Here is a 22253-nt window from a genome sequence, read left to right as displayed (position 1 = left end):
CATGGCCGTGGAACTGCGCCAGGCCGGCAGTGAGCACGTGCTGCATCGTTTGATGCTCGAAGACGTGCCACAACCAGGCCGCTGGCTCGAGGTGGAGGGCCTGAGCTATCTGGTGCTGCAACGGCGGCATCGCTACCGCCTCAGGGGCGGCCGCTACCAACTGAGCGGTGTGGCCTTGATGGTGAAAGCGCAGAAGCAACCAGCCGATTCCCGCTGGTGGAACGATCGCTGGGTGATTGGCGATCCCAGCTGCCGCTTCAATGCCCGCAGTCCGCTGCTGCGTTGCGCCGTGCTGCCAGAAGGCCCATGCGAGCGCTGCAGCCACTACAGCCTCAGCTGAGCTGCTGAATCAACGAATCGCCGCTGCTGGCTGCTTTACCTTCCAGCTGCGCCTGCCGCAGCAGGATCGGGCAGCCGCTGGTGGCCAGCACCAGGCCCACACCGCGCACCGCCTCGAGGATGGAACCAGGTTCAGCAGCCGGCCACTGGCGCTGGCTTAAGGCCGCTGCCTCCGGGCTCAACTGATCGGCCAAACGGGCCACCAACGGCTCGGTGGCCAGCAGCTTCAAACGCTTGCCGCGCCAGCTGCAATAGGCCCCAGGGAACAACCCCATCACCTTGCGGTGGATCGCCAAGGCGCGCTCACTCCAATCAAGGCGGTAGTCGTCTTTGCTGAGCAGGCGAGCCAAGCTGACGCCGTCATCGCTTTGCGGTGTCACCGCCAAGCGGCTGAGGCGCTCGGCTTCAGGGCCAGGACCTGCCGCCTCAATCTGCGGCAACGCCTCCACAAACAGTTCTGCAGTGAGCTGGCTCAGTCGACCGGCTAACGCCGCTGCGTTCTCCAGCAGCTGAACATCGAGGGCACGCTCGAGCAGCACCGGGCCCGTATCCAAGCCTGGCTCCATGGCCATGATGCCGACACCGGTTTGGGCATCGCCCTCCATCAGGCACCACTGAATCGGCCCCGCACCACGCCAGCGCGGCAACAACGAGCCGTGGCCGTTCCAACACCCCAAGGGAGGTTGCTGCAACACCTCCGGCGGCAGCAACTGACCAAAGGCCACAACAACCGAGAGATCAGCCTGCAAAGCAGCCAACTGCGCCTGGGTCTCAGGCTCACGGCGAATGCGCTGAGGCGTCAGCACTGTGACGTCTCCAATCAATTCCAAAGCGCGCGCCTTGACCGGAGAGGGCATCAAAGAGCTGCCGCGTCCGCGCCGGCGATCGGGTTGGGTCACCACACCGACGATCTGATGACCTGCCCCATGCAGGGCTTCGAGGGTGGGCACGGCATAGGCCGGCGTTCCCCAAAACAGAACCCGCACTAGGCCTCGCCGGTGATCGCCAAGCCCTCCACCCAGACGTGGGGGCAGAGCCCATCAGGGGTCACCTGAGCCTCACCTTCAAAGGCCAACAGCGACTTCAACACCTGACGGATGTCGCCAGCCACCGTGGCCGCTTCGATCGAACGACGTTCACCACCTTTGAGCAACCAGCCATCAAATGGCAGCGAAAACGCTCCCTGGCTTGCTTTGACACCGGCATGGAGAGCTGAGAGGGAATCAATCCACACCACACCATCGGCTTGGAAGCGATTCAACGAAGCATCACCACAGCCAGCGCCAGGTGTGGGGCCGATTTCGAACCAATCCGGACTCACCGACACCTTCGCACCCATGCCGGCGTGGCCAGTGGAGGCCACGCCAAACTGGCGGGCGGTGCCTTCGCTGTGCAGGAACTGGCGCAGCACTCCGCCCTCAATCAGGGGCAGACGGGCCGTTGGGGTGCCTTCACCATCAAAAGCTGAGGCGCCCAAATTGGCCGGATGGCGGGCGTCATCCCAGAGGCTGAAGAAGGGCACCGCCACCGTTTCGCCGAGGGACTCTCGCTTGGAGAGGCTGAGGCCATCAAGAACTGATCGGGCGTTGAACAGATTGCTGAAGGCCCCCATCAAATCGAGGAAGGCCTCAGGACTAAATACGCAGGTGTACGTACCGGTGTCGATCGGGGCGTAGTCGAGATGGGAAATGGTGAGTTCGGCGGCCTCGTCGATGCAGCCCTGCACATCGAGTTCATCGGTGCCGTGGCCAAGACGAACCGCACCAGCGCTGCGTGGTTTGCGGCCGGCTTCCTCAGCGCGGGCATACAGGTAGAGGCTGGCACTGCTGCGTTCCTCATGGCGGCGCGCGCCAAGGCTGTTGAGATACACCCGTTCACCCCGCCGTTGCGACAGGCCGTTGTAGGGAACGGTGCCGATGCTGGGGTGGCGGTCCAAGAGCCTTTGCTCCGCCGAGATCAGCGTTTGCACCATCTCTTGGATCGGGCGCGTGGCTTGCGGCTCCCGCTTCAGGGGCTCCAGGGATTCGGTGGAACGAGGCGAGAGATCAGGCGGATCTTGCAAATCGCCAAAGGCACTGGCCTCAGCAGCACCGGCGAGAGCTTGCGCCAGGCCATCGGCTGAGAGATCCGAGCAGCTGGTGATGCCAACACGACCATCGCTGTTCCACACCCGCACGGTGACTGCACTGCGTTGGGCTCCCTTGAGTTGATGGGCTTTGCCGCGGTCGACCTGCACTGACAAATCCGTGCTGCAACTGGCTCCCATATCCCAGCGACTGAGGCCATGGGCTTGGGCCAAGGCACTGAGCTGATCCTGCAGTTGATCGGTGTTCAACATCAGCGTCCCCCCACCGTGATGGAGTCGACTTTGACGTGGGGCTGACCAACGGTGACGTACACGCTGCCGCTGACCGAGCCGCAGAAGCCAGCGGCCAAGTCGAGATCATTGGCGCACATGGAGATGCGCGGCATCACCGTTTCGGCATCTCCGATCAAGGTGGCGCCCTTCACCGGCTTGCCGAGTTCGCCGTTTTCAATCAGATACCCCTCCTCAACCGAGAAGTTGAACTGACCGGTGGGACCCACACTGCCGCCGCCCATCACCTTGCAGTAGAGGCCGTTATCGATCGAGCCGATCAACTCAGCCGGGCTATGGGGGCCAGCTGCGATGAAGGTGTTGCGCATCCGACTAGCAGCAGAGAAGGCATAGCTCTGGCGCCGGCCGCTACCGGTGCGGGGTTGACCGGTGCGCCACTCACCAGCGCGATCGGAGAGAAAAGCCTTCAAAACGCCGTTCTCGATCAGCGTGGTGCGTTGGGGCTCTAAACCCTCGTCATCCATGGCGATGCTGCCGAAATGACGGTTGGAGAGGCCTTCATCAATGGCCGTCACCGCTTCATGGGCGATGGGCTCTCCAATCCGACCAGCGAAGGGGCTCGTGCCGCGCTCCAGCTGGGTGGTTTCCAGCAAATGGCCGCAGGCTTCGTGGAAGATCACGCCCCCAAATTTGTTGGCGAGCACCACGGGGTACGTGCCGGCATCGACATAGTCGGCGTAGAGCATCGTGCCGGTGCTGGCAGCAATATCGCGGGCGGTGCCGTCGGCATCCCAGACCAGCAAATCCTCGGGATGATCCGTGCTGCCAAACCGGCGAGCGACGCTGGCGCGATGTTCGCCATCGGCAGCCAACACACTCAGCCCCAAGGTTTGGTGCAGGCGTAAGTCGCGGGCGAAGGTGCCATCACTGGCAGCCACCATCACCTCCTGCCAATCGCGGGAATAGCTGCCGCGTCGCGCCTGCAGATGTTGGGCGTGTTGCTCAAGCCTGGCTGTGCCTTCCAGCAAGCGCTCGGCGATCACCGACACACCAGGGGATTGATCCAGCCAGCTTTGCTTGCTGATGCCGTAGTCCTTCAGCGCTGGCAAGCCTTGAAAATCAGCAGAAGCAGCGCCATTGCGCTCTAGGCCCAGCATCCCCAGGGCCTGATCAAGGGCCTGCAGCAAACCAGCTTCCGAAAGGTCGTTGGTGCTGACAAAGCCATCGCGGTAGCCGTGGTCTTTGCCCCGGAAAACCCTCACACCGGCACCGGAGACAAAGGATGGAGACACGCTGGTCACCCGCTCCTGCTCGGCCATCACGCCGAGACGGTCACCACGCTCAAGGAAGACTTCCACCAGATCAGCGCCGGCAGCGCGACCAGCTGACAGCAGCAGCTCAAGGCGCTGCTGCCAGAACGAATCAAGAAAACTCACTAGCAGCCTCAGCGAATCGCGGGCTGGTAGTTCTCACTGCGAATGGGGGCAGCAAAGAACAACTTGGCCATCTCCAGAGCGTTCGCGCCCCAGAAGGGAAGCTTGCGCAGCAGCCTCACCGGCGCCGGAGCACCGCTGGCATCGGCTTGGGAGAGGGAGTTGTTATTGCCAACAATCCGCTCTAGGCGCTCATAGAACTTGGGGTGATCCACGTTGAGCACCACCGGGAACACCCGCGCTGAGGTTTCGTTGGTTTTGGCGATCACGTACTTGTCGTACTCGCGTGCATCGAGGCCGAGCGCTTCGTAGAACTCTTTGCGGGCCACATCACGCACATACATGGTGGCGAAAACGGCCAGCAGGAAGAAGCGGCACCACAGGCGCGCCTGTAGACCCCGCACCGAGCTGGGCTGGGCCTTCATCAGGGCATCGAAGAAATCGCCGTGGCGGTTTTCGTCCTGACACCAGTTCTCGAAGAAGTTGAAGATCGGGAAGATCTTGCTGTCGGGGTTTTGCTCGAGGTGGCGGTAGATGGCGATATAGCGCCAGTAGCCGATCTTTTCGGAGAGATAAGTGGCGTAGAAGATGAACTTCGGCTTGAAGAAGGTGTAGGCCTTGTTCGCCGTCAGGAAGCCGAGGTCAAGCTGCACACCAAAGTCGCCCATGGCTTTGTTGAGGAAGCCGGCATGACGGGCCTCATCGCGAGCCATGTGGGCAAAGCACTCCGCCAGCAGCGGGTTCTTCTGCTTGATGCGGCGGCTGAGCTCCTTGTAGAGCAGAAATCCAGAAAACTCCGAGGTGCAGCTCTGCTCGAGAAACTCCACGAACACGCGGCGTGTCTCTGGATCGAGCTTGTCGGCGGCCCCATCGAACGCCTCATTGCGAACGAAGTGATGGCGGTTGTAGTCCTTGCGGAACTCCTCGCAAATCGCTTCCAACTCCTCCTGATTTGGCCGCAAATCCATGGCGGCCATCGCTTCGAAATCAGTCGTGTAGAAGCGCGGCGTCAGGATCGTGTCCTTCACCGGATCCTTAATGGCTGGCTCGCCTCCAGAGCGAGAAGCTTCGGCGATCGCGGTGGGGGGAACCATCCTGTCGTCTTGTGCTGACTAGCCAATCACTGTAAGGGCCCTTCCGCTCAATTGGGCCCTAACCACTTCTGACCGTTGAGTCTCTGCACAGTTCGGCTCACCAGCAACGCCAGGGTGATGCGCTTTTCATCAATCAAAAACGACTCCAACAGGCTTGGCGGAGCTCCCGACTCAGCGATGGCAAAGGTCTTGGGCGCCTGAATGTTGTCTTTGGTGAAGCAGAGCCAGAAGCGGCGATCCCCTGGCAATTCACCACGAATCTGCCAACAGGTTTCCCCCACGACCGGCATCGCTGCCTGCTCCAGCTCGAGCGCAGGGGCAGGGCCGCCATAGCTCTCAATCTCTTTGGCCAGCGCTGGAATCAGCAGCTGAGGCACAAATTCCGCAAAGGGCTTGTCCTCCGGCTTGGGCGGCTTGGCCTTCGCAGGAGCTGCCTTCGCAGGAGCTTCCTTCGCCGCTTGGGGCTGGTCTGTGGGCTTGTCTGGGGTGGCCGCCGAGTCGCTCAAGCGTTGCTGTCAGAGCTGCCCAGCAGGCTACTCACCAGTCATCGTCCGCAGCATCCGCCCAGTCATCAACACCCGCCGATGGAGCGGAATCACTGGCTGAGCGCTGCACAACCCGAAAGGGCACGGCCACCGTGGGTGGTGCCTCATGGGGTGAGCGCTCCGGTGGCGGCTGGGTTGCAGGCTCGGGCGCAGCAAAGGGCTGCTCAGCCTCGCTGGAGTCCAGTGGTTCATCCGGGGGATCCACCGCTCGGCGGGTGCGGCGGCGGCGGGGCTCCTCCCAAGGTTCGTTCTGGCGCACCGGAGCTCCAGGTGCACTCAAACCAGCAAGAGCAGCTGCGGCGGCACCACCACCAGCGGCGATCAAGACCCACGTTCCCAATGGAAGGGGCGGACTGGTCCACACCAACAGACGCAGGCGCGCCGTCACCCGCAGATTCAACACAGCCACTGCCAGCGCAGCCGCTAGGGGAAGCAACAGCGGCAGCAGCAGCCAACGCTTCATGAGAGTTTCTGAGCCCCTTCCACCGCGCCTTGCCAGCGGCGCAGGGGCGCCAGGTCGTAACCAAACAGATCCAAGGTGCGTTGCACCATAAAATCGACCATATCGTCGAGGCTCTGAGGCTGGCCATACCAGGCTGGCACTGGCGGTGCGATGCGAGCGCCCGCTTCCGCCAGCTGGGTGAGATTGCGCAAATGGATCAAATTCCAAGGCATCTCCCTTGGAGCAATCACCAGGGGCCGCGCCTCTTTGAGTTGAACATCGGCAGCGCGCTCAATTAGATCGGTGGCCACCCCAGTCGCGATGCGGCCCACCGTGCCCATCGAGGCCGGCAGGATCAACATCCCCCGCAAGCGGTAGCTGCCACTAGCCGGTGGGGCTGCCTGGTCATTCCAGCGGTGGCAGCGCAGGCTGCCGGCGGTTGTGCCGCACTGCTCGCGCAACACCCTCTCCTGCTCAGCTGGATTCACCGGCAGCACGAGCCCTAACTCAGCACGCCAGACCTCAAAAGCTCCGCGGCTGATCACCAGCTCCACAGCCTGATCGGCTTCAAGCAACAGCTGCAGGGTGCGCAGAGCCAGCACTTGAGCTGAGGCGCCACAGACCGCCAGCAGCAGCGGCGCCGAATCGTTAGCTGGCGTCGGTGTCATCCCCTTCCTCAGCGGCATCGGGCACCACCAGATCGATCTGATGGCGCAACACATCGACCTTTTGCACCTCAACCTCGACGGGATCGCCGAGCTTGTAGGTGCGGCGGTTTTTGCGGCCCACCAAACGATGCTGACGCGAGCGGTACTCGTACCAGTCGTCCTTGAGGGAACTCACATGCACCAACCCCTCCACTTGGGTGGGAGGGATCTCCACAAAGAAGCCGTAGCTCTGGATGCCACTGATCACGCCGGGCAACGTCTGACCAACCAGCTCCTGGGCTGAGCGAGCCTGGACCAGAGCCAAGGCATCACGCTCCACCTCATCGGCCGAACGGGCGCGGCCATTGAGGCGACTCACCAGACCCGAGGCCATGGGGTCCTGGAATTGCGCCATCAGGCTGGGGCTGAACAAGGGCCACTCCACCTGGCCGTGACAGCTCTCCGAGCTGAGATCCAAACGGGTTTTGTGGCGCACGCTGGGGCGATCCTTGCCCTCACTGAGCAGGGCTACCAACAGCAGTTGGTTCCAGATGGCGCTGTAGTGCAGCGACGGGCAGCACCAGGGGGCATAGGCCGTCTCCTCAGCCGCCAAGGCATTGGCCCCAGGCTCAGCGCTGAGCTGCACCGGCGTGGTGACCTCGCGCAATTGCTGCTGCAGCACCCGGCTGCGATCGGTGCCGGCAAACGCAGCAGCCAGGGCTTGGGCGGCCGGGGCATTGCCATCACTGCCCAACTCGAGCGGGATGTCCAAGCCAACTGCCAGCTTCACCAGATCGTTGAGTTGGCCGGGATCAGGCGCCCCATGGGTGAGGAAGAGGCCAGGCAGCTCCAGGGCCGCAAAGTGGCGACCAAGGGCCTGCTCAGCTGGGCGCAGCAGCTCCCGAAGCCAATGCAAGGGTTGATCCACCGACCAGGCCGGCAACCATCCCTGCCAGCGTTGATCAGGCAGACCCGAGGCCAGCTCCGCCAGGGGCTCCAGTGGAGGCACAGGCAGATCCAATTCCAGGCCACCGGTGGCCAGCCGTTGCTGGCGCAGCAGCTCCACCAACGCCTGAAGCTGCTCGAGCAGGGGCAGGTGTTCCTTCAGGCCCTTGAGGGCAGCAGGGGTGGTGCGGGCTTTGGGCTTGCGGGCCAGCAGAGCTGCCAAGCCTTTGCGGTCGAGCACCCCATCGACTTGCACCTGCGAGCGGCAGAAGCGGAAGTGCTGCAGCGTGCCATCGGCGCTGAGATCCAAGGCCACCGAGAGGGCATCTTGGCTTTTTCCTGCCGCCAAGGCCGCCGCCTTGTGGAGTGGTCCTGGCAGCAGCGAAATCCAGCTGCTGCCAAGGCTGAGGGCTTCGCCGTGCTGACGCAACCAACGCTCCAGGGGTGATTCCAAGGCCAAGCGTTCCGCCACGCTCGGGGTATGCACCCACAGCCGTTGCGCACCATCGTCGAGAGCTTCCAGGGAGACAGCAGGAAGCAGTGGTGCATCTTTGGCGCTCCACCCCTGCAAGAGCACGGTGGGAAGCGCGGTCAGATCGTCACGACCTGATTCAGCTGGAACTTTGAGGCTGGCACGACCGCTAAAGCCACTGGTGTTGAGGCGATGGCGTGCCAACAGCAGCTCGCAATCATCGGCTTCTGAACCCTGAACCTTGAGGGAACGGGACACATGGCCCTGGGCCGGGAACTGGCCCACCGGGAAGCGGTCGAGGCTGACCTCCACCACGGCGGTGTCACTGGTTTCCGCGTGGGCGGCGTCCGTTTCCGGAAGCTGAATGGCCGCATGCAGCCGATCGTCGAGGGGGACAGCCACCAGCTGCTCAGCCTGGCGCTCCACCTGGGCCAAGACCGTGGTGTTGGCCCGCTCGAGGATGCACTGAACCACCCCCTCTGGAGATCGCCGCCTGCCCCCTTCGCGGGTGACTTTGACCAGAACCCGATCACCATTCCAGGCATGGTTGAGCTGGTGATCCCTCAGATAGACGTCTTCACCGCCGTCTTCTCGCAAGGCAAAACAGAAGCCTTTGCTGGAGGAGCGCACCCGGGCTTCAAAGATGGCGTCATTGGGCGCGCGACTGATTCCCTCCTCCCCGCTGGCGATCACGCCCACCTTGGCGAGCGCTTGCAGGGCCAATTCCAGTTGGGCCTTCTCAACCGCGGTTTTGAGGGCCAGCTTCTTCTCCAGATTTGTCAGCGGCAGCACCGCGTCCCCCCGCAGCTGATCCAGCAGATCGGAGACGGAAAATTTCATGCGTGAGCCATCACAGGCTGGGGTGTAGAGCGTCAGCCTGACAACCCAGTTTAGTTATGGGGCGAGCCATCACTAGCCGAGGCCGCCCAAAGCAGGCGAGCACCAATCACAAGGAAGCCCACCGCCGCCAGAAGCTGCAACAACTCAGCTGGCACCACTTGGGCCAGCGAGCCACCAGCCAAGGCCCCAATCAAGCTGGCCAAAACCAGGGCCGAAGCACTGGCGACAAACACCACCACTGGGGACTTGCTCGTGCCGCTGATTGCCACGGTGGCCAGCTGGGTTTTATCGCCGAGTTCCGCTAAGAACACCGCCAAAAAGGTGGAACCCACCAAGGCGAGATCAGCGCTGGAGAAAGGAGTTGGCATCGCTCAGCTCGGCAGCAACTGAACCAGGGCACGACCACCAATGGCCGCCCCCAAAATCACCATCAAACCGCCCGCCAACCGCTCCAACTGCCGCGGCGGCACATGACGCGACAACCATTGCCCCAACAGCACACCCACCAGTGATGTGCTCACCAGAGCCAACGCGGCGCCCACAAACACCAGCAGGGGCCGGCCGGATTGGGCTGACAACAACAGCGTGGCCAATTGGGTCTTATCGCCCAGCTCCGCCAGAAACACGGTGGTGAAGGTGGAGACAAACAACACCCAACGCCCAGTGGGCTGAGGATTACTGGCTTGAGGGGGAACCTCCACCACCTTGGTTGTTTCGGATGGCCCGCTCAAATCGGCGCATTTCAAGGCTGCGCCCACCGTATTCGACACGGATTTGCTGTCGGCAGCAATCGATCGCGAAGGAATCCTGGTGCTGGGCAGCCACCTCAAAGCGCTGAGCCAATTGGTCGACCCGGCAAAAGTTCGGCCGCTCGCTGTAGATCCGGCAGGAGCGAGCACCGGTGTCGTAGTGAATGCACCAGCCATCGGGCCCCACCATCTCCAGATACTGGGCTTTCTCCTCAGGGCTGAGGGCGTCGAGGGCCTCGCCACGCTGTTCGGGATCGAGGCGGCAGCAGGCACCACAGCCACTGATGCACTGCCAGCTGTGACAGGCCATCACAGCCTGTGGGCCATCACAGGCCAGTTCGGCAGCAAAGCCCGTAAAGTCACAGGGATTGCATCACTGCCGCTCGCCATGGGCATCGATTTCTCCCTGATTGCCAACTTCGCAGCCCTGGCTCTGATTGCCCTGGCTGGTCCGGCTGTGGTCTTCATCCTTTTCTACCGCCGCGGCGCCCTCTGAGGCCTTACGCCTTCGGCAATTCCGGTTCTTCTGGCAAATCGTCCTTACCGAGGAACATCTCGGTGAGGGCGTGATAGATCGGCTTGGGTTGCAACCAGCGGCTGATGTAGGCCGCCATGGCGCTGGTGACTAGTAGGCCGGGGACACAATCCAAGGCGCCGGTCAGCTTCAAGGTGAACAGCGCCGCAAAGATCGGCAGTTGGGTGGCCCCGGCCAGACCACCAGCCATGCCACAAATCATGCCGATCAAGCCGGTGTGACCGCTGAACCAAGGCATCACAACGGCACCGGTTACGCCACCAAAGGCCAGGGCCGGGTCGATCAAGCCACCGGGGATGCCTGAACCCAGCACCAAAATTGGGCCCAAGACCCGCTCGCCGATCACGGCAAGGCCTGACCACAACGGAACCTCACCAGCGTTGTTGATGATGTCGTGCAGAACAGCGGAACCTTCCCCCAACACCCGGGGGTTCCCCAGGGCCATCAACACCATCCCCACGCCTAGCAGCAGGCCCATCGGCAACGGGTAGCGAACAGCCAGAGGCGCCACCTTGCGGGTGAAGGTGAGCAGCAGAAAGCTGAACAGCGCTCCGATCAACCCGCAGGCCACACCAACTGGCAGGGCCAACAGCATCTGCATGGGGCCTTCCACCAGCATCGGCAGCTCGCCGTAAGCAAACGTGGGCTGCCCGCCATAGGCCGCCACCAGGGAAGCCAGCAGGGCGACCGGCAGCGAGGACCAAACCAGCGGCAAGTTAAAGCGCTTCAGCAGATCTTCTGCTGAAAACAGAATCGCTACCAACGGCGTGTTGAAGCCTGCAGCCAAGCCAGCGCCACCGGCAGCGGCCAGCAGAACAGGCATGCCAATCTCCCGCAGGGGGCCTTTGAGGCTGCGGCGCATCAGCCAAACCGCGCTGGCGCCAACAAAGACAACCGGTCCTTCACGGCCGATCGGCAGCAAGCAGCCAGCGGCAATCGACCAGAGCACCAGCCGCGAGAGCAGGGGCCGCAAGCCCAACAACTTGGGAGCGAGCTCAGGGTCTTCGATGCAGGCATCCGCCTGAGGAATGCCCGAACCAGCTCCAGGCCTGAGCCAGCGCTGCTGGAGCTGCAACACCAGTGGCATCGCCACCAGTGGCAGCAACAGGAACCAACCCAACCCTTCGCCAAGGGCGAACACATCGGTCAAGACGTGATCGCTAATGCTGTCGATCTCGTTGAGCGGGATGCAAATCACCCCGATCACAAGGCCCAGCAGCATCAACGGCAGCAATAACGGCAACCAATTGCGCGGTGCTGAGGCCACAGACATCAGGCAACAAAGCCGAGAGCAACAGCAGCATGCTGCACCAGCTCAGCGGTGTCGGGGTGGGACTGGACCGGGTCGGAATTGTCACCAGGGGTTTGGGGCCACTGGCAACGCAATTCGCGCCCCTCTGGATTGCGAATCACCAAGGCATCGCCCTGGCGTTCGCACTGGTAGCAGCGCTGCCGGCGCCAGAGGGTGACCCGTTCCTGCAGGGAGGGGCGCAGCGCCTCCAATTCCAGTTGCAGCCTGGGCTGCCCTTGCCAGTGGTCTTCCTTAAGGCGAAAGGCCAGATCGAGCGTTGGGCTGCTGGGTTCAGGGCCACTCCAACGCCAGGCAATCGCACTCAATGACCCCGTCGGAACAGCAAGTTCCAGCAGGAGGTGGCCGCCTCGCAGCAGGCGCTGCCGTTTGACCTTGCAGTGACGAGCCCAAAAAAGTGGGCTGGGGTTAGCAGCACCAAACGGTTCCAACCGCCGCAGTTGCTGAAGAAAATCACGATCGATTTGCTCGAGCGGCAGCAGCGCTTCAGGGCGCACCACCAGGGCATGCTCCCGGCCCGCAAGCCAGTCGTTGGCCAAGCCATTGAGCCGCTCATGCAGGGCGGCCACTTCGGTGGCTTGCACGGTGAATCCGCCGGCGGCGGGGTGACCGCCAAAGCGCTCCAACAGATCAGCGCAGGCCTGCAAGGCGGCATCGACAGCAAAACCCTCGGGGGCCCGCACCGACGAGCGCAACCGGCCATCGCCCTCACCAGCCAATAGGGCGACCGGCAGCCCCCAGCGCTCCACTAATCGAGCAGCCACGATGCCAATGACGCCGTGGTGCCAATGGTTTTGCGCCAATAAAAGGAAGGCAGGCCGCTGATCTCCATCGGCTTCCACCAGCGCATTGGCCTCCGCTTCGATGCCATCACAGAGCTCACGCCGCTGCCGGTTCAGCTGTTCGCAGCGTTCCGCCAGCTCCAGAGCGCGATCGGCATCGGCGGTGGTGAGCAGCTCAACGGCGAGCTGGGGATCGGCCAAGCGACCCACCGCATTGAGGCGCGGAGCCAAGCGAAAGCCAACCCCTTGGCTATCGATAGGGCGATCCTCCAGACCGGCGAGTTCCGCCAGGGCTCGCAGCCCTGGCAGCTGCGAACGATTCAGCTGCGGCAGGCCCTCTTGCAGCCAGCGGCGATTCACACCCGTGAGCGGCGCCATGTCGGCGATGGTGCCAATGCAAAACAAATCCAGGGCTGTGCGCAGCGCCTGGGGGTTGCGCAGGCGCTCGGCCACAGCAGCTGCCAAGACGTAGGCCAAGCCCACACCAGCCAAGCCGCGGTAGGGCGAACTGGGCGGCGTGAGGGCTGGATGCAGCAAAGCCAACAGCGGTGGACGCTGCGGCGGGATGGTGTGGTGATCGGTCACGATCACCTCCAACCCCAAAGCGTCAGCACGCTCCAAGGCTTCTCGCGCGCTGATGCCGTTGTCAACGGTCACCAGCAGCCTGACGCCCTGCTCCGCCAGGCGCTCCACCATGGCGGCATTGAGGCCATAGCCCTCGCTTTGCCGGCTGGGAATCGCCGCCTGCGGTTTGGCCCCCAAACGGCTCAGTACCCCCACCAACAAGGCGGTGCTGGTCATGCCATCGGCGTCGTAATCGCCGCAGACCGCCAAGGCTTGGCCTTCACGGCAAGCCTGCAGCAACCGCTGCACCGCAAGTTCAAGGTCGGGGAAGTGGGCCTTGGCCTCCGGCGCCGGATCGGGCTGCAACAGGCTTTGCAGCTCCTCTTCGCTTTGCACCCCACGGCGCTGCAGCACCGCCACCAGAGCCGGTGGCAGCGCCAGCGATTGGGTGAGAGCCAGCGGCGGCAACGGGGCCGGCAGCTGCCAATGGGGAGCCGAAGAGGTGCTGATGGGAGCCGCCTAGGGTTCGCGCAATTCCACTGCATGATGCCCCGCCTGCAAGCCCTGCTCTGGGACGTGGACGGCACCTTGGCTGACACCGAGCAGCAGGGTCATCGGCCAGCCTTCAATGCCGCCTTCGTCGCCGCAGGACTGCCGTGGCATTGGGACACCAGCACCTACCAGCGGCTGCTGCAAACCAGCGGTGGACGCGAGCGGATCCTGGCCTGGATGGCTGAGGTGGGTGAGCGCGATGAGAGCCTTGCCGCCGAGCTACACCGCAGCAAACAACAGCACTACAGAGATCTGCTGCGCCAGGGCAGCGTCCCGCTGCGTCCTGGCGTGCTGGCCTTGGCCTGCGACGCGGCAGCCGCTGGGCTGCAGCAATGGATCGTCACCACCAGCGGGCGCGCTGCCGTGGCAGCGCTGCTCCACAACACACCGGAGCTGAGGGCCTGTTTTGCCGGCTGGATTTGCGGCGACGACGTGCAACGCAAAAAACCGGATCCAGAGGCCTACAGCCTCGCCCTGGGGCACTTGAAGCTGCCGGCCTGCGAGGTCTTGGCCATTGAGGATTCACCCCAAGGCCTGGCCGCCGCCAAGGGCGCTGGGCTTGAGGTGGTGATCACCACAGACAACTGGAGCGGCGGCGCCACAGCCCTTGCCGAGGCCGCTTTGGTGGTGGAGCATCTCGGCCAGGGGCCTGTGACCCTCAAGCAGCTCAGCGCCCTGTTGCCATGACCCAACCGCCGCTGCAAAACACTCGGTTTAACCAGCTGCAAACCAGCGTTGGCGAGCGGCTGCTCGGCTGGGTCACAAGACGCTGGCGCGACAAGAGCGTGGCGCTGATCGCCCTGTTTGCCGGCGGATACACAGCAGCCAACGTCACCACGCTTTACCTCAGCCTGCTGAAGGTGCAGAGCGTGGGCGCCCTTGGACTGCTGGTGTTTTTTGAAGTCCTGATCCGGCTGCGCCAGCGTTACGCCGGCCAGCAGCCTGGATTGGCCTGGATTGCGATCGACAACTTCCGGATCGGGTTTCTCTACCTGATCGTTCTAGAAGCGTTCAAGATCGGCAGTTAACTCAGGATTCAGCCTCGCCGTCCTCTTCAGGCATCGGGTAAACGAAACCTTGGGCACGGCCACTGAGAACGGCCTTACCAGCCGACAAGGCCTTGCGTGCGGCCACGCGGGCTTTGGCTTTCCAGTGGGCATGACGCTGGTCGCGCTTCCCTTTGGAGGTTTTCTTCTTGGGAACGGCCATCGCTGCTCAAATGCCGGCAAACAGAAATTGTCTGTTCTCGAGAGTCCCTTCGTCAATCGCTAAGCTCCGGGGCAGTGAGCCAACGCAGTGGCGATAGGTGATTTGAGCGACTCACCGAGTTACAGCCAACTGCTGGAAGCCATGCGCGCCGGTCAAGTGGAGCAGTTGGTGCTGCTGCCCAAACAGGATCTGGTGCAGGTTCAGTTCAAAGACGGGAAGACGTCCAAGGTCAATATTTTCCCGAACGACCAGGAAGTGCTGCGCACCGCCGAGGCCCACAACGTGCCCCTCGATGTGCGTAACAGCCAGGGGGAAGCCGCCATGACCGGCCTGCTGGTCAATGGCTTGTTGGCTGTGATGGTGCTGGGGCTCTTGGTGCTGCTCTTCCGGCGCTCCGCCAACGTGGCCCAGAAAGCTTTGGGCTTTGGCCGCACCCAAGCGCGGGTGCAACCGGAAGGGGCGGTGGACGTGCGCTTCGACGACGTCGCTGGCATCGACGAAGCCAAAACAGAACTGCAGGAGGTGGTCACCTTCCTCAAAGAGCCGGAACGCTTTACGGCACTGGGCGCCCGAATCCCCCGCGGCGTGCTCTTGGTTGGGCCTCCTGGAACCGGCAAAACACTTCTAGCCAGGGCCATTGCCGGGGAAGCGGAGGTCCCGTTCTTCACCCTCTCGGCCTCGGAATTTGTCGAGATGTTCGTGGGGGTGGGTGCCAGCCGCGTTCGCGATCTGTTCCGTCAGGCCAAAGCCAAGGCCCCCTGCATCATTTTCATCGATGAGATCGATGCCGTTGGTCGCCAACGCGGGGCTGGCATCGGCGGTGGCAACGACGAGCGCGAACAAACGCTCAACCAGCTGCTCACGGAGATGGACGGATTCGAGGAGAACTCCGGAATCATCATGCTGGCGGCCACCAACCGGGCCGATGTCTTGGATACGGCCCTGCTGCGTCCGGGGCGCTTCGACCGCCAGATCCTGGTGGAGCTGCCAGATCGCCGCGGCCGCGAAGCCATCCTTGGCGTCCATGCCCGCAGTCGCCCCTTGAGCGATGAGGTCTCAATGGAACTCTGGGCCCGGCGAACGCCTGGCTTTTCCGGAGCAGATCTCGCCAACTTGATCAACGAGGCGGCCATCCTCACGGCCCGCCGGGAACGCACGTTCATCGATGAGCAAGCCATGCACGATGCGCTGGAGCGCGTCACCCTCGGCATGGGGGCAAAGCCGCTGCAGGACAGCGCCAAAAAACGCTTGATCGCTTATCACGAGGTGGGCCACGCCCTGATCACCACCTTGCTGCCGGCAGCCGATGCCCTCGACAAACTGACGATCCTGCCTAGGTCTGGTGGCATCGGCGGTTTTGCCCGCACCACCCCCGACGAGGAAATTCTCGACAGCGGCCTGATCAGCCGGGCTTACCTGCAAGCCAGGCTGGTGGTGGCCATGGGTGGGCGCGCCGCTGAGCTCGTGGTGTTTGGGGCCTCAGAAGTCACCCAAGGAGCCAGCAGCGACCTGCAGATGGTGACGCGGATCGCCCGGGAAATGGTGACCCGCTATGGGTTCTCCGTGCTGGGGCCAGTGGCCTACGAAAGCGATAGCGGTGAAGTGTTCCTGGGTCGCGATTGGACGCGCCCTGAGCACGACTATTCCTCCAGCACCGGGCAAGCGATTGATCAGCAGGTGCAACAAATCGCCCGCCAAGCCCTGGATCAAGCGGTGCAGCTCCTGGAGCCGCGCCGGCAGCTCATGGATGAGCTGGTGACGAACCTGATCGAGATGGAATCCCTTAGTGGCGATGAATTCAGGGAGCGGGTCGAACGCTTTGAAGCTGCTCAAAGCCAGCCCGCTGTTGTCGCTGGCTGATCAACCACCAGCCACAGCTGGAACAATGCTGACCTCATCACCATCGGCTAACGCGGTGGCTTGGTTGTCGAGGAAGCGGATGTCTTCGCTGTTGACGTAGACGTTGAGGAAACGACGCAACTTGCCGTTCTCATCACACAGGCGATTGCCCAAGCCGGGGAAGGTGCCATCGAGGGCCTTGATCAGCTCATCGACGCTGGTGGCATCAAGGCTGACGGTGGCTTGATCAGCGGTGAACTTCTGCAGAGGAGTGGGAATCAGAACCTGAACGGTCATGGCAACAGCAAACAATCAGTCGAGAAAAGGGCGCAACTCAAACGCCAACGGTGTCCCAGGTGGCGCGCTGCAATGACTGGGCGCGCTCCCAGGCGGCATTGAAATCATCCAATTTGGGATCGATGGTGAGCGGCTCACCAACGGCGGAAGCCACCGCCTCAGTGGTCTTGAGGCCATTGCCGGTGATGTAGGCAACGGTGGTTTCGGAGGGGTCGATCTTGCCTTGCTCCACCAGCTTTTTCAGCACGGCAATGGTGGTGCCGCCAGCGGTTTCGGTGAACACGCCCTCGGTTTCAGCCAACAGCTGAATCCCCTCGATGATCTCCTCATCGTTCACCGCTGCGATCGAACCGCCGGTGCGGCTGGCGATATCCAGGGCATAGGGACCATCAGCGGGGTTACCGATGGCAATGGACTTGGCAATGGTGTTGGGCTTCACCGGAGTAATGAAGTCGCGACCTTCGGCGAAGGCCTGGGCGATCGGGGAGCAGCCCTCGGCCTGAGCACCGCTGAAGCGCACGTGCTTTTCCTCCACCAGGCCCACCTTCATGAATTCATCAAAGCCCTTGCGGATCTTGGTGAACAGGGATCCAGAGGCGAGGGGCGCAACGATGTGATCCGGCAGGCGCCAGCCCAACTGCTCGACCACCTCATAGCCCAGGGTCTTGGAACCCTCGGAGTAATAGGGACGCAGGTTGATATTGACGAAGCCCCAGCCATAGGTGTTCGCCACCTCCGAGCAGAGACGGTTGACCTGGTCGTAGTTGCCGCGAACCGCCATCAAGGTGGGGTTGTAGACCAAAGTGCCCAGGATTTTTCCGGCTTCCAAATCAGCGGGGATGAACACGCAGCACTCCATGCCCGCGTGCGCAGCGATGGCGGCGGTGGAGTTGGCGAGGTTGCCGGTGCTGGCACAGCTCACCGTGGAAAAGCCCAGTTCCCGTGCGCGGGTCAAGGCCACGCTCACCACCCTGTCCTTGAAGGAGAGGGTGGGCATGTTCACCCCATCGTTTTTGATATAGAGCTCTTTGAGGCCAAGGCGACGAGCCAAACGGTTGGCGCGCAGCAACGGGGTGAAGCCAGTGCCGACATCAATCGGCTCACCCTCGATGGGCAGGAAATCGCGGTAACGCCAAATCGAAGTAGGGCCGGCCTCGATGGAGGCACGGGTGACGCGGGCACGGATGGCGTCGTAGTCGTAAACGACTTCTAAGGGACCAAAGCAGACGTCTTCACAGACGTGTCGCGCTTCGGGCGCATAGGCATGGCCACATTCTTTGCAGCGCAGGCCTGCGAAGGTCTGCGATGTCAGGGTTGCGGTCACACCGATGCAGCAGTTGACCGAAACGGTAGCAGCGCCAAGCGCAGCTCCGGAATAATCCCGACCCTCATACTCGGGATTATCTGATCATGCCAGATCGCACGTGCTGACTAGCCTCTGCCCATGAAGCGTTTGAGCCGCCCCGCTGTGCTGCTGGCCATCGCCGCCGCGGCGATGGTGTTGGTCGTGCTGCCGCGTTTGTGGATTGAGCTGCAGTGGTTTCAACAATTTGAACTGGGGCCCGTGGTACTCAAGCGCTGGGGCTTGCAATTTCTGGCCCTGGTGCTGGTACTGGGGATCGGCATCCCGGTGCAACTCAATCAGTTGCAGCGCTGCTGGAAGCTGCGCCGCCGCGACCCGGCCTACCGGGGCGAAAGCATGTTCATGCCGCTTCGCAGCTGGGGCTTACTGGTTTCACTGGTGGTCGCGCTCGGCCTGCTGAGCACGGCCACCTCCTATTTGTTTGTGCAGGCCCTCGGGCTGCTGCAAGAGCCGTTCAGCGGCATTGTCTTGAGCAGCTTCCCGGTGCTGGGGTCGCTGCCACTGCCGCTGGTGCTGGGCATTGCAGCGGTGTTGTTGGTGTTTCTGCTGCGGTGGCCGCTGACCACCTTGAGAATCAGCCTGAGCCTGTCGATCTTGGCCTCAGCAACGGCCCTGGCTCGCGCCTGGAGCTTCTGGTTGCCAGCGATCTTGGCATCGCCGTTTGGCGAAGGCGACCCGGTCACCGGCATTGACCTCAGCTTCACGGTGCTGCGCCTACCGGCCTTCCAGTTGGTGCTCAGCGTGCTGATGGCCCAAGGCCTGGTGGGCTTAAGCGCCTGCTTCTGGTTATGCCTCAGCCAAGGCAACACCTTGAGCGACTGGCGCTTCGCTGGTTTCAACCGTCAACAGCAAGCGGTGCTGCGGCCGCAGCTGGCGGTGCTGGCCCTAGTGGCAGCACTGATGGCCTCCCTGGCACCGTTTGAACTGATGGTGCAAAGCCATGGCGTGGTCGCTGGCGCTGGCTGGGTGGATTTGCACTTGCGGCTGCCGCTGCGGCTTCTGCTCAGCCTGGTGCTGCTCACGATGCTGTTCAGCTTGCTGCTGCCACTGCCACAACGGCGGCGCCTGCTGTTGCCAGTTTCGATCACAGCGCTGCTGCTTCCGATCGCGGAAGTCATCGCCGCACCCCTGGTGCAGAAATTGCTGGTGCAGCCGCGGGAGCTGCAGATGGAGCGCCCCTATCTCAAACGCATGATCCGAGGCACGCGGCAAGCCTTTGATCTCAACCGGATGCGGGTGCGCACGCTCAACCCCAAACAACAACTCACAGCCGCCGATCTGGAGCAGTCTCCCGGCACGATCGACAACATCCGCCTGTGGGACACCCAACCGTTGCTGGAAGCCAATGCCCAGCTGCAGCAATTGCGGCTGGTCTACGACTTCTGGTCTGCTGCCGTTGACCGCTACCAACTCAGCGACGACCTCAGTCGAGGCCGGCAACAGGTGATGGTGGCGGCCCGGGAAATTGATGTCACAGCGCTGCCCGCCAGCTCCCGCACCTGGCTCAACCAGCACCTGGTGTTCACCCATGGTTTTGGCTTCACCGTCTCACCAGTCAACAGCTGGGGCCCCGACGGACTGCCGGAGTACTTCGTCAAAGATCTCGGGCGCAACAGCGTGGTGCAGGGGTTGCCCGACCTGGATGTCACCACAGCCCAGGCCACTGCTGCCTTCCCGATTGGCAAACCCGAGCTCTATTACGGCGCCTCGCCGTCGCTGTATGCCGTGGCACCCAGCAAGGTGCGCGAATTCAACTACCCCGACGGCGAAGAGAACATCTATTCGCACTACAGCGGTGAGGGGGGCCTCCCCATTGGTCATCCGCTGCAGCGGCTCCTAGCTGCGGCCTACTTGAGAGAACCGCGGCTTCTGTTTGGTGGTTCGCTGCGGCAGGACAGTCGGCTACTCCTGCGACGCCAGGTGCAAGAGCGGCTCGATGCCATTGCCCCATTTCTCACCTTTGAAAGCCAGCCCTACCTCGTCACCACCCGGGTGCCAGCCGTTGATGGCTACCGGGCCCAGCAGCACCAGTACTGGTTACTCGATGGCTTCACCAGCAGCCGCTCCTACCCCTACAGCGCCGCTAATCCCAGTGGCCTGCGCTACTTCCGCAACCCGGTCAAGGTGGTGGTGGATGCCCTCAATGGCCGGGTCTGGATCTATGTCATGGATCCCCATGACCCGGTGCTGCGCACCTGGCGCAATGCCTTCCCCGAGATGTTCCGGCCTTTGGAGTCGATGCCGCTGGCGCTGCGCGATCACCTGCTGGTTCCCAAGACCCAGTTCCAAGTGCAAGCCGAGCGCTTGCTGCGCTTCCACGTCACCGATGTACGCAGTTTCTACAACGGCGACGACGTCTGGGCCATTCCCAAGGAGATCTATGGCTCCAAGCAAGTGGATGTGAGGCCGTATCACGTCACCTTGCAATTGCCTGGCAAGGACACGCCGGAGTTTGTGTTGTTGCTGCCGTTCACCCCCCTGCGGCGACCCAACATGGTGAGCTGGCTAGCGGCCCGCAACACCGTTGCTGATTACGGACAACTGCGCCTGTGGCGTTTTCCGCAGCAACGCCTGCTGCTGGGCCCACAGCAGATCTCCGCCTTGATCGAACAGGATCCTGAAATCAGCCGTCAATTCGGTCTTTGGAACCGAGAGGGCTCGCGCGTATTGCAAGGCAATCTGCTGGTGATCCCGATGGGTGAAGGGCTGCTCTATGTCGAGCCGATTTATCTGCAGGCTCGCAGCGGCGGCATTCCCACCTTGGTGAAGGTGATCGTCACCGATGGTCGCCGCTTTGTGATGGACGACGATCTCGACAGCGCCCTGCAAAAGCTGGTGGCCTCATAGGCACAAAAAAAAGGGCCCCACAGGGCCCCTTTGATTCGTTCAAGACCTGAGGCTGAATCAGGCAGCCACAGCAACCTTGCCGTCCAGGGCGCCCTTGGCATACAGGCCGGCGTAGTAGTTGATGTCGCGCTGCTTGATCTTGCTGGCGTTACCAGCAGCCCAGAACTGGGTGTAGCGATCCAAGCAAACCTGCTTCATGTACTTACGAGCCGGCTTGTTGAAGTGGCGGGGGTCGAAGTTGGCGGGATCAGCGGCAGCTGCTTCACGCACAGCTGCGGTGAAGGCCAGGCGGTTATCAGTGTCGATGTTCACCTTGCGCACGCCGTTGCGGATGCCCTCCTGGATTTCCTCGACGGGCACGCCGTAGGTCTCGGGGATCTGGCCGCCGAACTTGTTGATCATCTCCAGCCATTCCTGGGGAACAGAGGAGGAGCCATGCATCACCAGGTGGGTGTTGGGGATGGCTTTGTGGATCTCAGCGATGCGGGAGATCGCCAGCACTTCACCAGTGGGCTTGCGGGTGAACTTGTAAGCGCCGTGGCTGGTGCCGATGGCAATCGCCAGGGCGTCAACGTTGGTCTTGGAGACGAAGTCAGCAGCCTCAGCAGGGTCGGTCAGCAGCTGGTCCTTGGAGAGCTCGCCCTCAAAACCGTGGCCGTCTTCGGCTTCGCCCTTGCCGGTTTCCAGAGAACCCAGGCAACCCAGCTCACCCTCGACACTCACGCCAATGGCGTGGGCCACATCCACTACCTCTTTGGTGACGGCAACGTTGTAGTCGTAAGAAGCAGGGGTCTTGGCGTCAGCTTCCAGGGAGCCGTCCATCATCACGGAGGTGAAACCGTTGGCAGCAGCGCCGTAGCAGGTGGAAGGGCTGTTGCCGTGGTCTTGGTGCATCACCACGGGGATGTCGGGGTAGGTCTCGACAGCCGCCAGGATCAGGTGACGCAGAAAGTTTTCACCGGCGTAGGAGCGAGCACCACGGGAAGCCTGCAGGATGACGGGGCTATCGGTCTCGTAGGCCGCCTCCATGATCGACTGGACTTGCTCCAGGTTGTTCACGTTGAAAGCCGGGATGCCATAACCGTTTTCAGCGGCATGGTCGAGCAGCAGACGAAGCGGAACAAGCGCCATGG

Annotated in this window: 23 protein-coding genes; 6 read left to right on the top strand and 17 right to left on the bottom strand. The window is 62.5% G+C overall.

Annotated elements, in window-relative coordinates:
- The first annotated feature begins 1 nt into the window (after nucleotide 1).
- Complete coding sequence (locus SIB46_RS00930; protein ID WP_413297804.1) at nucleotides 2–340, top strand: DUF6464 family protein; 339 nt, start codon at nucleotides 2–4, stop codon at nucleotides 338–340.
- Here the strand turns inward: SIB46_RS00930 and fmt are convergent.
- From fmt to SIB46_RS00875, 11 genes are read right to left on the bottom strand one after another with little or no spacing between them, the layout of a single operon-like run.
- Nucleotides 333–1325: a methionyl-tRNA formyltransferase gene (fmt, locus tag SIB46_RS00925; protein WP_413296681.1), complete on the bottom strand. Its 993-nt coding sequence runs from the start codon at nucleotides 1323–1325 to the stop codon at nucleotides 333–335. The two genes, SIB46_RS00930 and fmt, sit on opposite strands and share 8 nt — an antisense overlap.
- The gene (locus tag SIB46_RS00920) at nucleotides 1325–2677 is read right to left on the bottom strand and encodes a TldD/PmbA family protein (RefSeq protein ID WP_413296679.1); all 1353 of its coding nucleotides are present in this window, start codon (nucleotides 2675–2677) and stop codon (nucleotides 1325–1327) included. Before SIB46_RS00920 ends, fmt begins: the two co-directional genes overlap by 1 nt.
- A complete protein-coding gene (locus SIB46_RS00915) occupies nucleotides 2677–4092 on the bottom strand; it encodes a TldD/PmbA family protein (RefSeq protein ID WP_413296678.1) in 1416 nt (471 codons plus the stop codon). The genes SIB46_RS00920 and SIB46_RS00915 overlap by 1 nt, the downstream gene beginning before the upstream one ends.
- Nucleotides 4093–4100: 8 nt before the next feature.
- Nucleotides 4101–5183 (bottom strand): magnesium-protoporphyrin IX monomethyl ester (oxidative) cyclase, encoded by a 1083-nt coding sequence (acsF, locus tag SIB46_RS00910; protein WP_413296677.1) that lies wholly within the window; start codon nucleotides 5181–5183, stop codon nucleotides 4101–4103.
- A gap of 47 nt (nucleotides 5184–5230) precedes the next feature.
- Entirely contained in the window at nucleotides 5231–5689 is a 459-nt protein-coding gene (locus SIB46_RS00905) for a DUF2996 domain-containing protein (RefSeq protein ID WP_413296676.1), read from the bottom strand.
- Nucleotides 5690–5720: 31 nt separating this feature from the next.
- Nucleotides 5721–6191, bottom strand: a complete 471-nt coding sequence (locus tag SIB46_RS00900; RefSeq protein ID WP_413296675.1) for a hypothetical protein — start codon at nucleotides 6189–6191, stop codon at nucleotides 5721–5723.
- The gene (locus SIB46_RS00895; RefSeq protein ID WP_413296674.1) at nucleotides 6188–6838 is read right to left on the bottom strand and encodes a flavin prenyltransferase UbiX; all 651 of its coding nucleotides are present in this window, start codon (nucleotides 6836–6838) and stop codon (nucleotides 6188–6190) included. The genes SIB46_RS00900 and SIB46_RS00895 overlap by 4 nt, the downstream gene beginning before the upstream one ends.
- A complete protein-coding gene (locus tag SIB46_RS00890) occupies nucleotides 6819–9074 on the bottom strand; it encodes an RNB domain-containing ribonuclease (RefSeq protein ID WP_413296673.1) in 2256 nt (751 codons plus the stop codon). Before SIB46_RS00890 ends, SIB46_RS00895 begins: the two co-directional genes overlap by 20 nt.
- Nucleotides 9075–9124: 50 nt before the next feature.
- Nucleotides 9125–9442 (bottom strand): TMEM165/GDT1 family protein, encoded by a 318-nt coding sequence (locus SIB46_RS00885; protein ID WP_413296672.1) that lies wholly within the window; start codon nucleotides 9440–9442, stop codon nucleotides 9125–9127.
- Between the two features lie 3 nt (nucleotides 9443–9445).
- The gene (locus SIB46_RS00880; protein ID WP_413296671.1) at nucleotides 9446–9778 is read right to left on the bottom strand and encodes a TMEM165/GDT1 family protein; all 333 of its coding nucleotides are present in this window, start codon (nucleotides 9776–9778) and stop codon (nucleotides 9446–9448) included.
- Complete coding sequence (locus SIB46_RS00875; RefSeq protein WP_413296670.1) at nucleotides 9750–10133, bottom strand: YkgJ family cysteine cluster protein; 384 nt, start codon at nucleotides 10131–10133, stop codon at nucleotides 9750–9752. The genes SIB46_RS00880 and SIB46_RS00875 overlap by 29 nt, the downstream gene beginning before the upstream one ends.
- On the opposite strand from SIB46_RS00875, the gene psb30 reads away from it, so the two are divergent.
- On the top strand, nucleotides 10122–10319 hold the full coding sequence (gene psb30 / locus SIB46_RS00870; RefSeq protein WP_413296669.1) for a photosystem II reaction center protein Ycf12/Psb30: 198 nt from the start codon (nucleotides 10122–10124) through the stop codon (nucleotides 10317–10319). The two genes, SIB46_RS00875 and psb30, sit on opposite strands and share 12 nt — an antisense overlap.
- Nucleotides 10320–10323: 4 nt before the next feature.
- Here the strand turns inward: psb30 and SIB46_RS00865 are convergent, their stop codons facing one another.
- Together SIB46_RS00865 and recJ are read right to left on the bottom strand one after the other, a co-directional pair.
- Nucleotides 10324–11631, bottom strand: a complete 1308-nt coding sequence (locus SIB46_RS00865) for a chloride channel protein (RefSeq protein WP_413296668.1) — start codon at nucleotides 11629–11631, stop codon at nucleotides 10324–10326.
- On the bottom strand, nucleotides 11631–13481 hold the full coding sequence (gene recJ, locus SIB46_RS00860) for a single-stranded-DNA-specific exonuclease RecJ (RefSeq protein ID WP_413296667.1): 1851 nt from the start codon (nucleotides 13479–13481) through the stop codon (nucleotides 11631–11633). The genes SIB46_RS00865 and recJ overlap by 1 nt, the downstream gene beginning before the upstream one ends.
- Nucleotides 13482–13559: 78 nt before the next feature.
- Here recJ and SIB46_RS00855 point away from each other — a divergent pair, with 78 nt between their 5' ends.
- Nucleotides 13560–14252: an HAD-IA family hydrolase gene (locus SIB46_RS00855; protein WP_413296666.1), complete on the top strand. Its 693-nt coding sequence runs from the start codon at nucleotides 13560–13562 to the stop codon at nucleotides 14250–14252.
- Complete coding sequence (locus SIB46_RS00850) at nucleotides 14249–14593, top strand: DUF565 domain-containing protein (RefSeq protein WP_413296665.1); 345 nt, start codon at nucleotides 14249–14251, stop codon at nucleotides 14591–14593. Before SIB46_RS00855 ends, SIB46_RS00850 begins: the two co-directional genes overlap by 4 nt.
- Nucleotide 14594: 1 nt before the next feature.
- Here the strand turns inward: SIB46_RS00850 and rpmF are convergent, their stop codons facing one another.
- Complete coding sequence (gene rpmF / locus SIB46_RS00845; RefSeq protein ID WP_011935905.1) at nucleotides 14595–14774, bottom strand: 50S ribosomal protein L32; 180 nt, start codon at nucleotides 14772–14774, stop codon at nucleotides 14595–14597.
- Between the two features lie 141 nt (nucleotides 14775–14915).
- Between rpmF and ftsH the strand changes: the two genes are divergently transcribed.
- Entirely contained in the window at nucleotides 14916–16634 is a 1719-nt protein-coding gene (gene ftsH / locus SIB46_RS00840) for an ATP-dependent zinc metalloprotease FtsH (RefSeq protein WP_413296664.1), read from the top strand.
- Here the strand turns inward: ftsH and SIB46_RS00835 are convergent, their stop codons facing one another.
- Together SIB46_RS00835 and thrC are read right to left on the bottom strand one after the other, a co-directional pair.
- Nucleotides 16635–16910 carry a MoaD/ThiS family protein gene (locus tag SIB46_RS00835; protein ID WP_413296663.1) on the bottom strand — a complete coding sequence of 92 codons (276 nt, stop codon included), beginning with the start codon at nucleotides 16908–16910 and terminating at the stop codon, nucleotides 16635–16637.
- Between the two features lie 37 nt (nucleotides 16911–16947).
- Entirely contained in the window at nucleotides 16948–18234 is a 1287-nt protein-coding gene (gene thrC, locus SIB46_RS00830; RefSeq protein ID WP_413296662.1) for a threonine synthase, read from the bottom strand.
- A 120-nt stretch (nucleotides 18235–18354) separates the two neighbouring features.
- Between thrC and SIB46_RS00825 the strand changes: the two genes are divergently transcribed.
- Complete coding sequence (locus tag SIB46_RS00825; RefSeq protein ID WP_413296661.1) at nucleotides 18355–21120, top strand: UPF0182 family protein; 2766 nt, start codon at nucleotides 18355–18357, stop codon at nucleotides 21118–21120.
- Nucleotides 21121–21177: 57 nt separating this feature from the next.
- On the opposite strand, the gene fba is transcribed toward SIB46_RS00825, so the two are convergent.
- Nucleotides 21178–22251: a class II fructose-bisphosphate aldolase gene (gene fba, locus SIB46_RS00820; RefSeq protein WP_413296660.1), complete on the bottom strand. Its 1074-nt coding sequence runs from the start codon at nucleotides 22249–22251 to the stop codon at nucleotides 21178–21180.
- Between the last annotated feature and the right edge of the window lie 2 nt (nucleotides 22252–22253).

The sequence above is a fragment of the Synechococcus sp. MIT S9452 genome, assembly GCF_047304245.1.
Taxonomy (GTDB): domain Bacteria; phylum Cyanobacteriota; class Cyanobacteriia; order PCC-6307; family Cyanobiaceae; genus RCC307.
The sequence above is the reverse complement of the archived record's forward strand: the minus strand, read 5'-3'. Positions and strand labels throughout refer to the sequence as shown.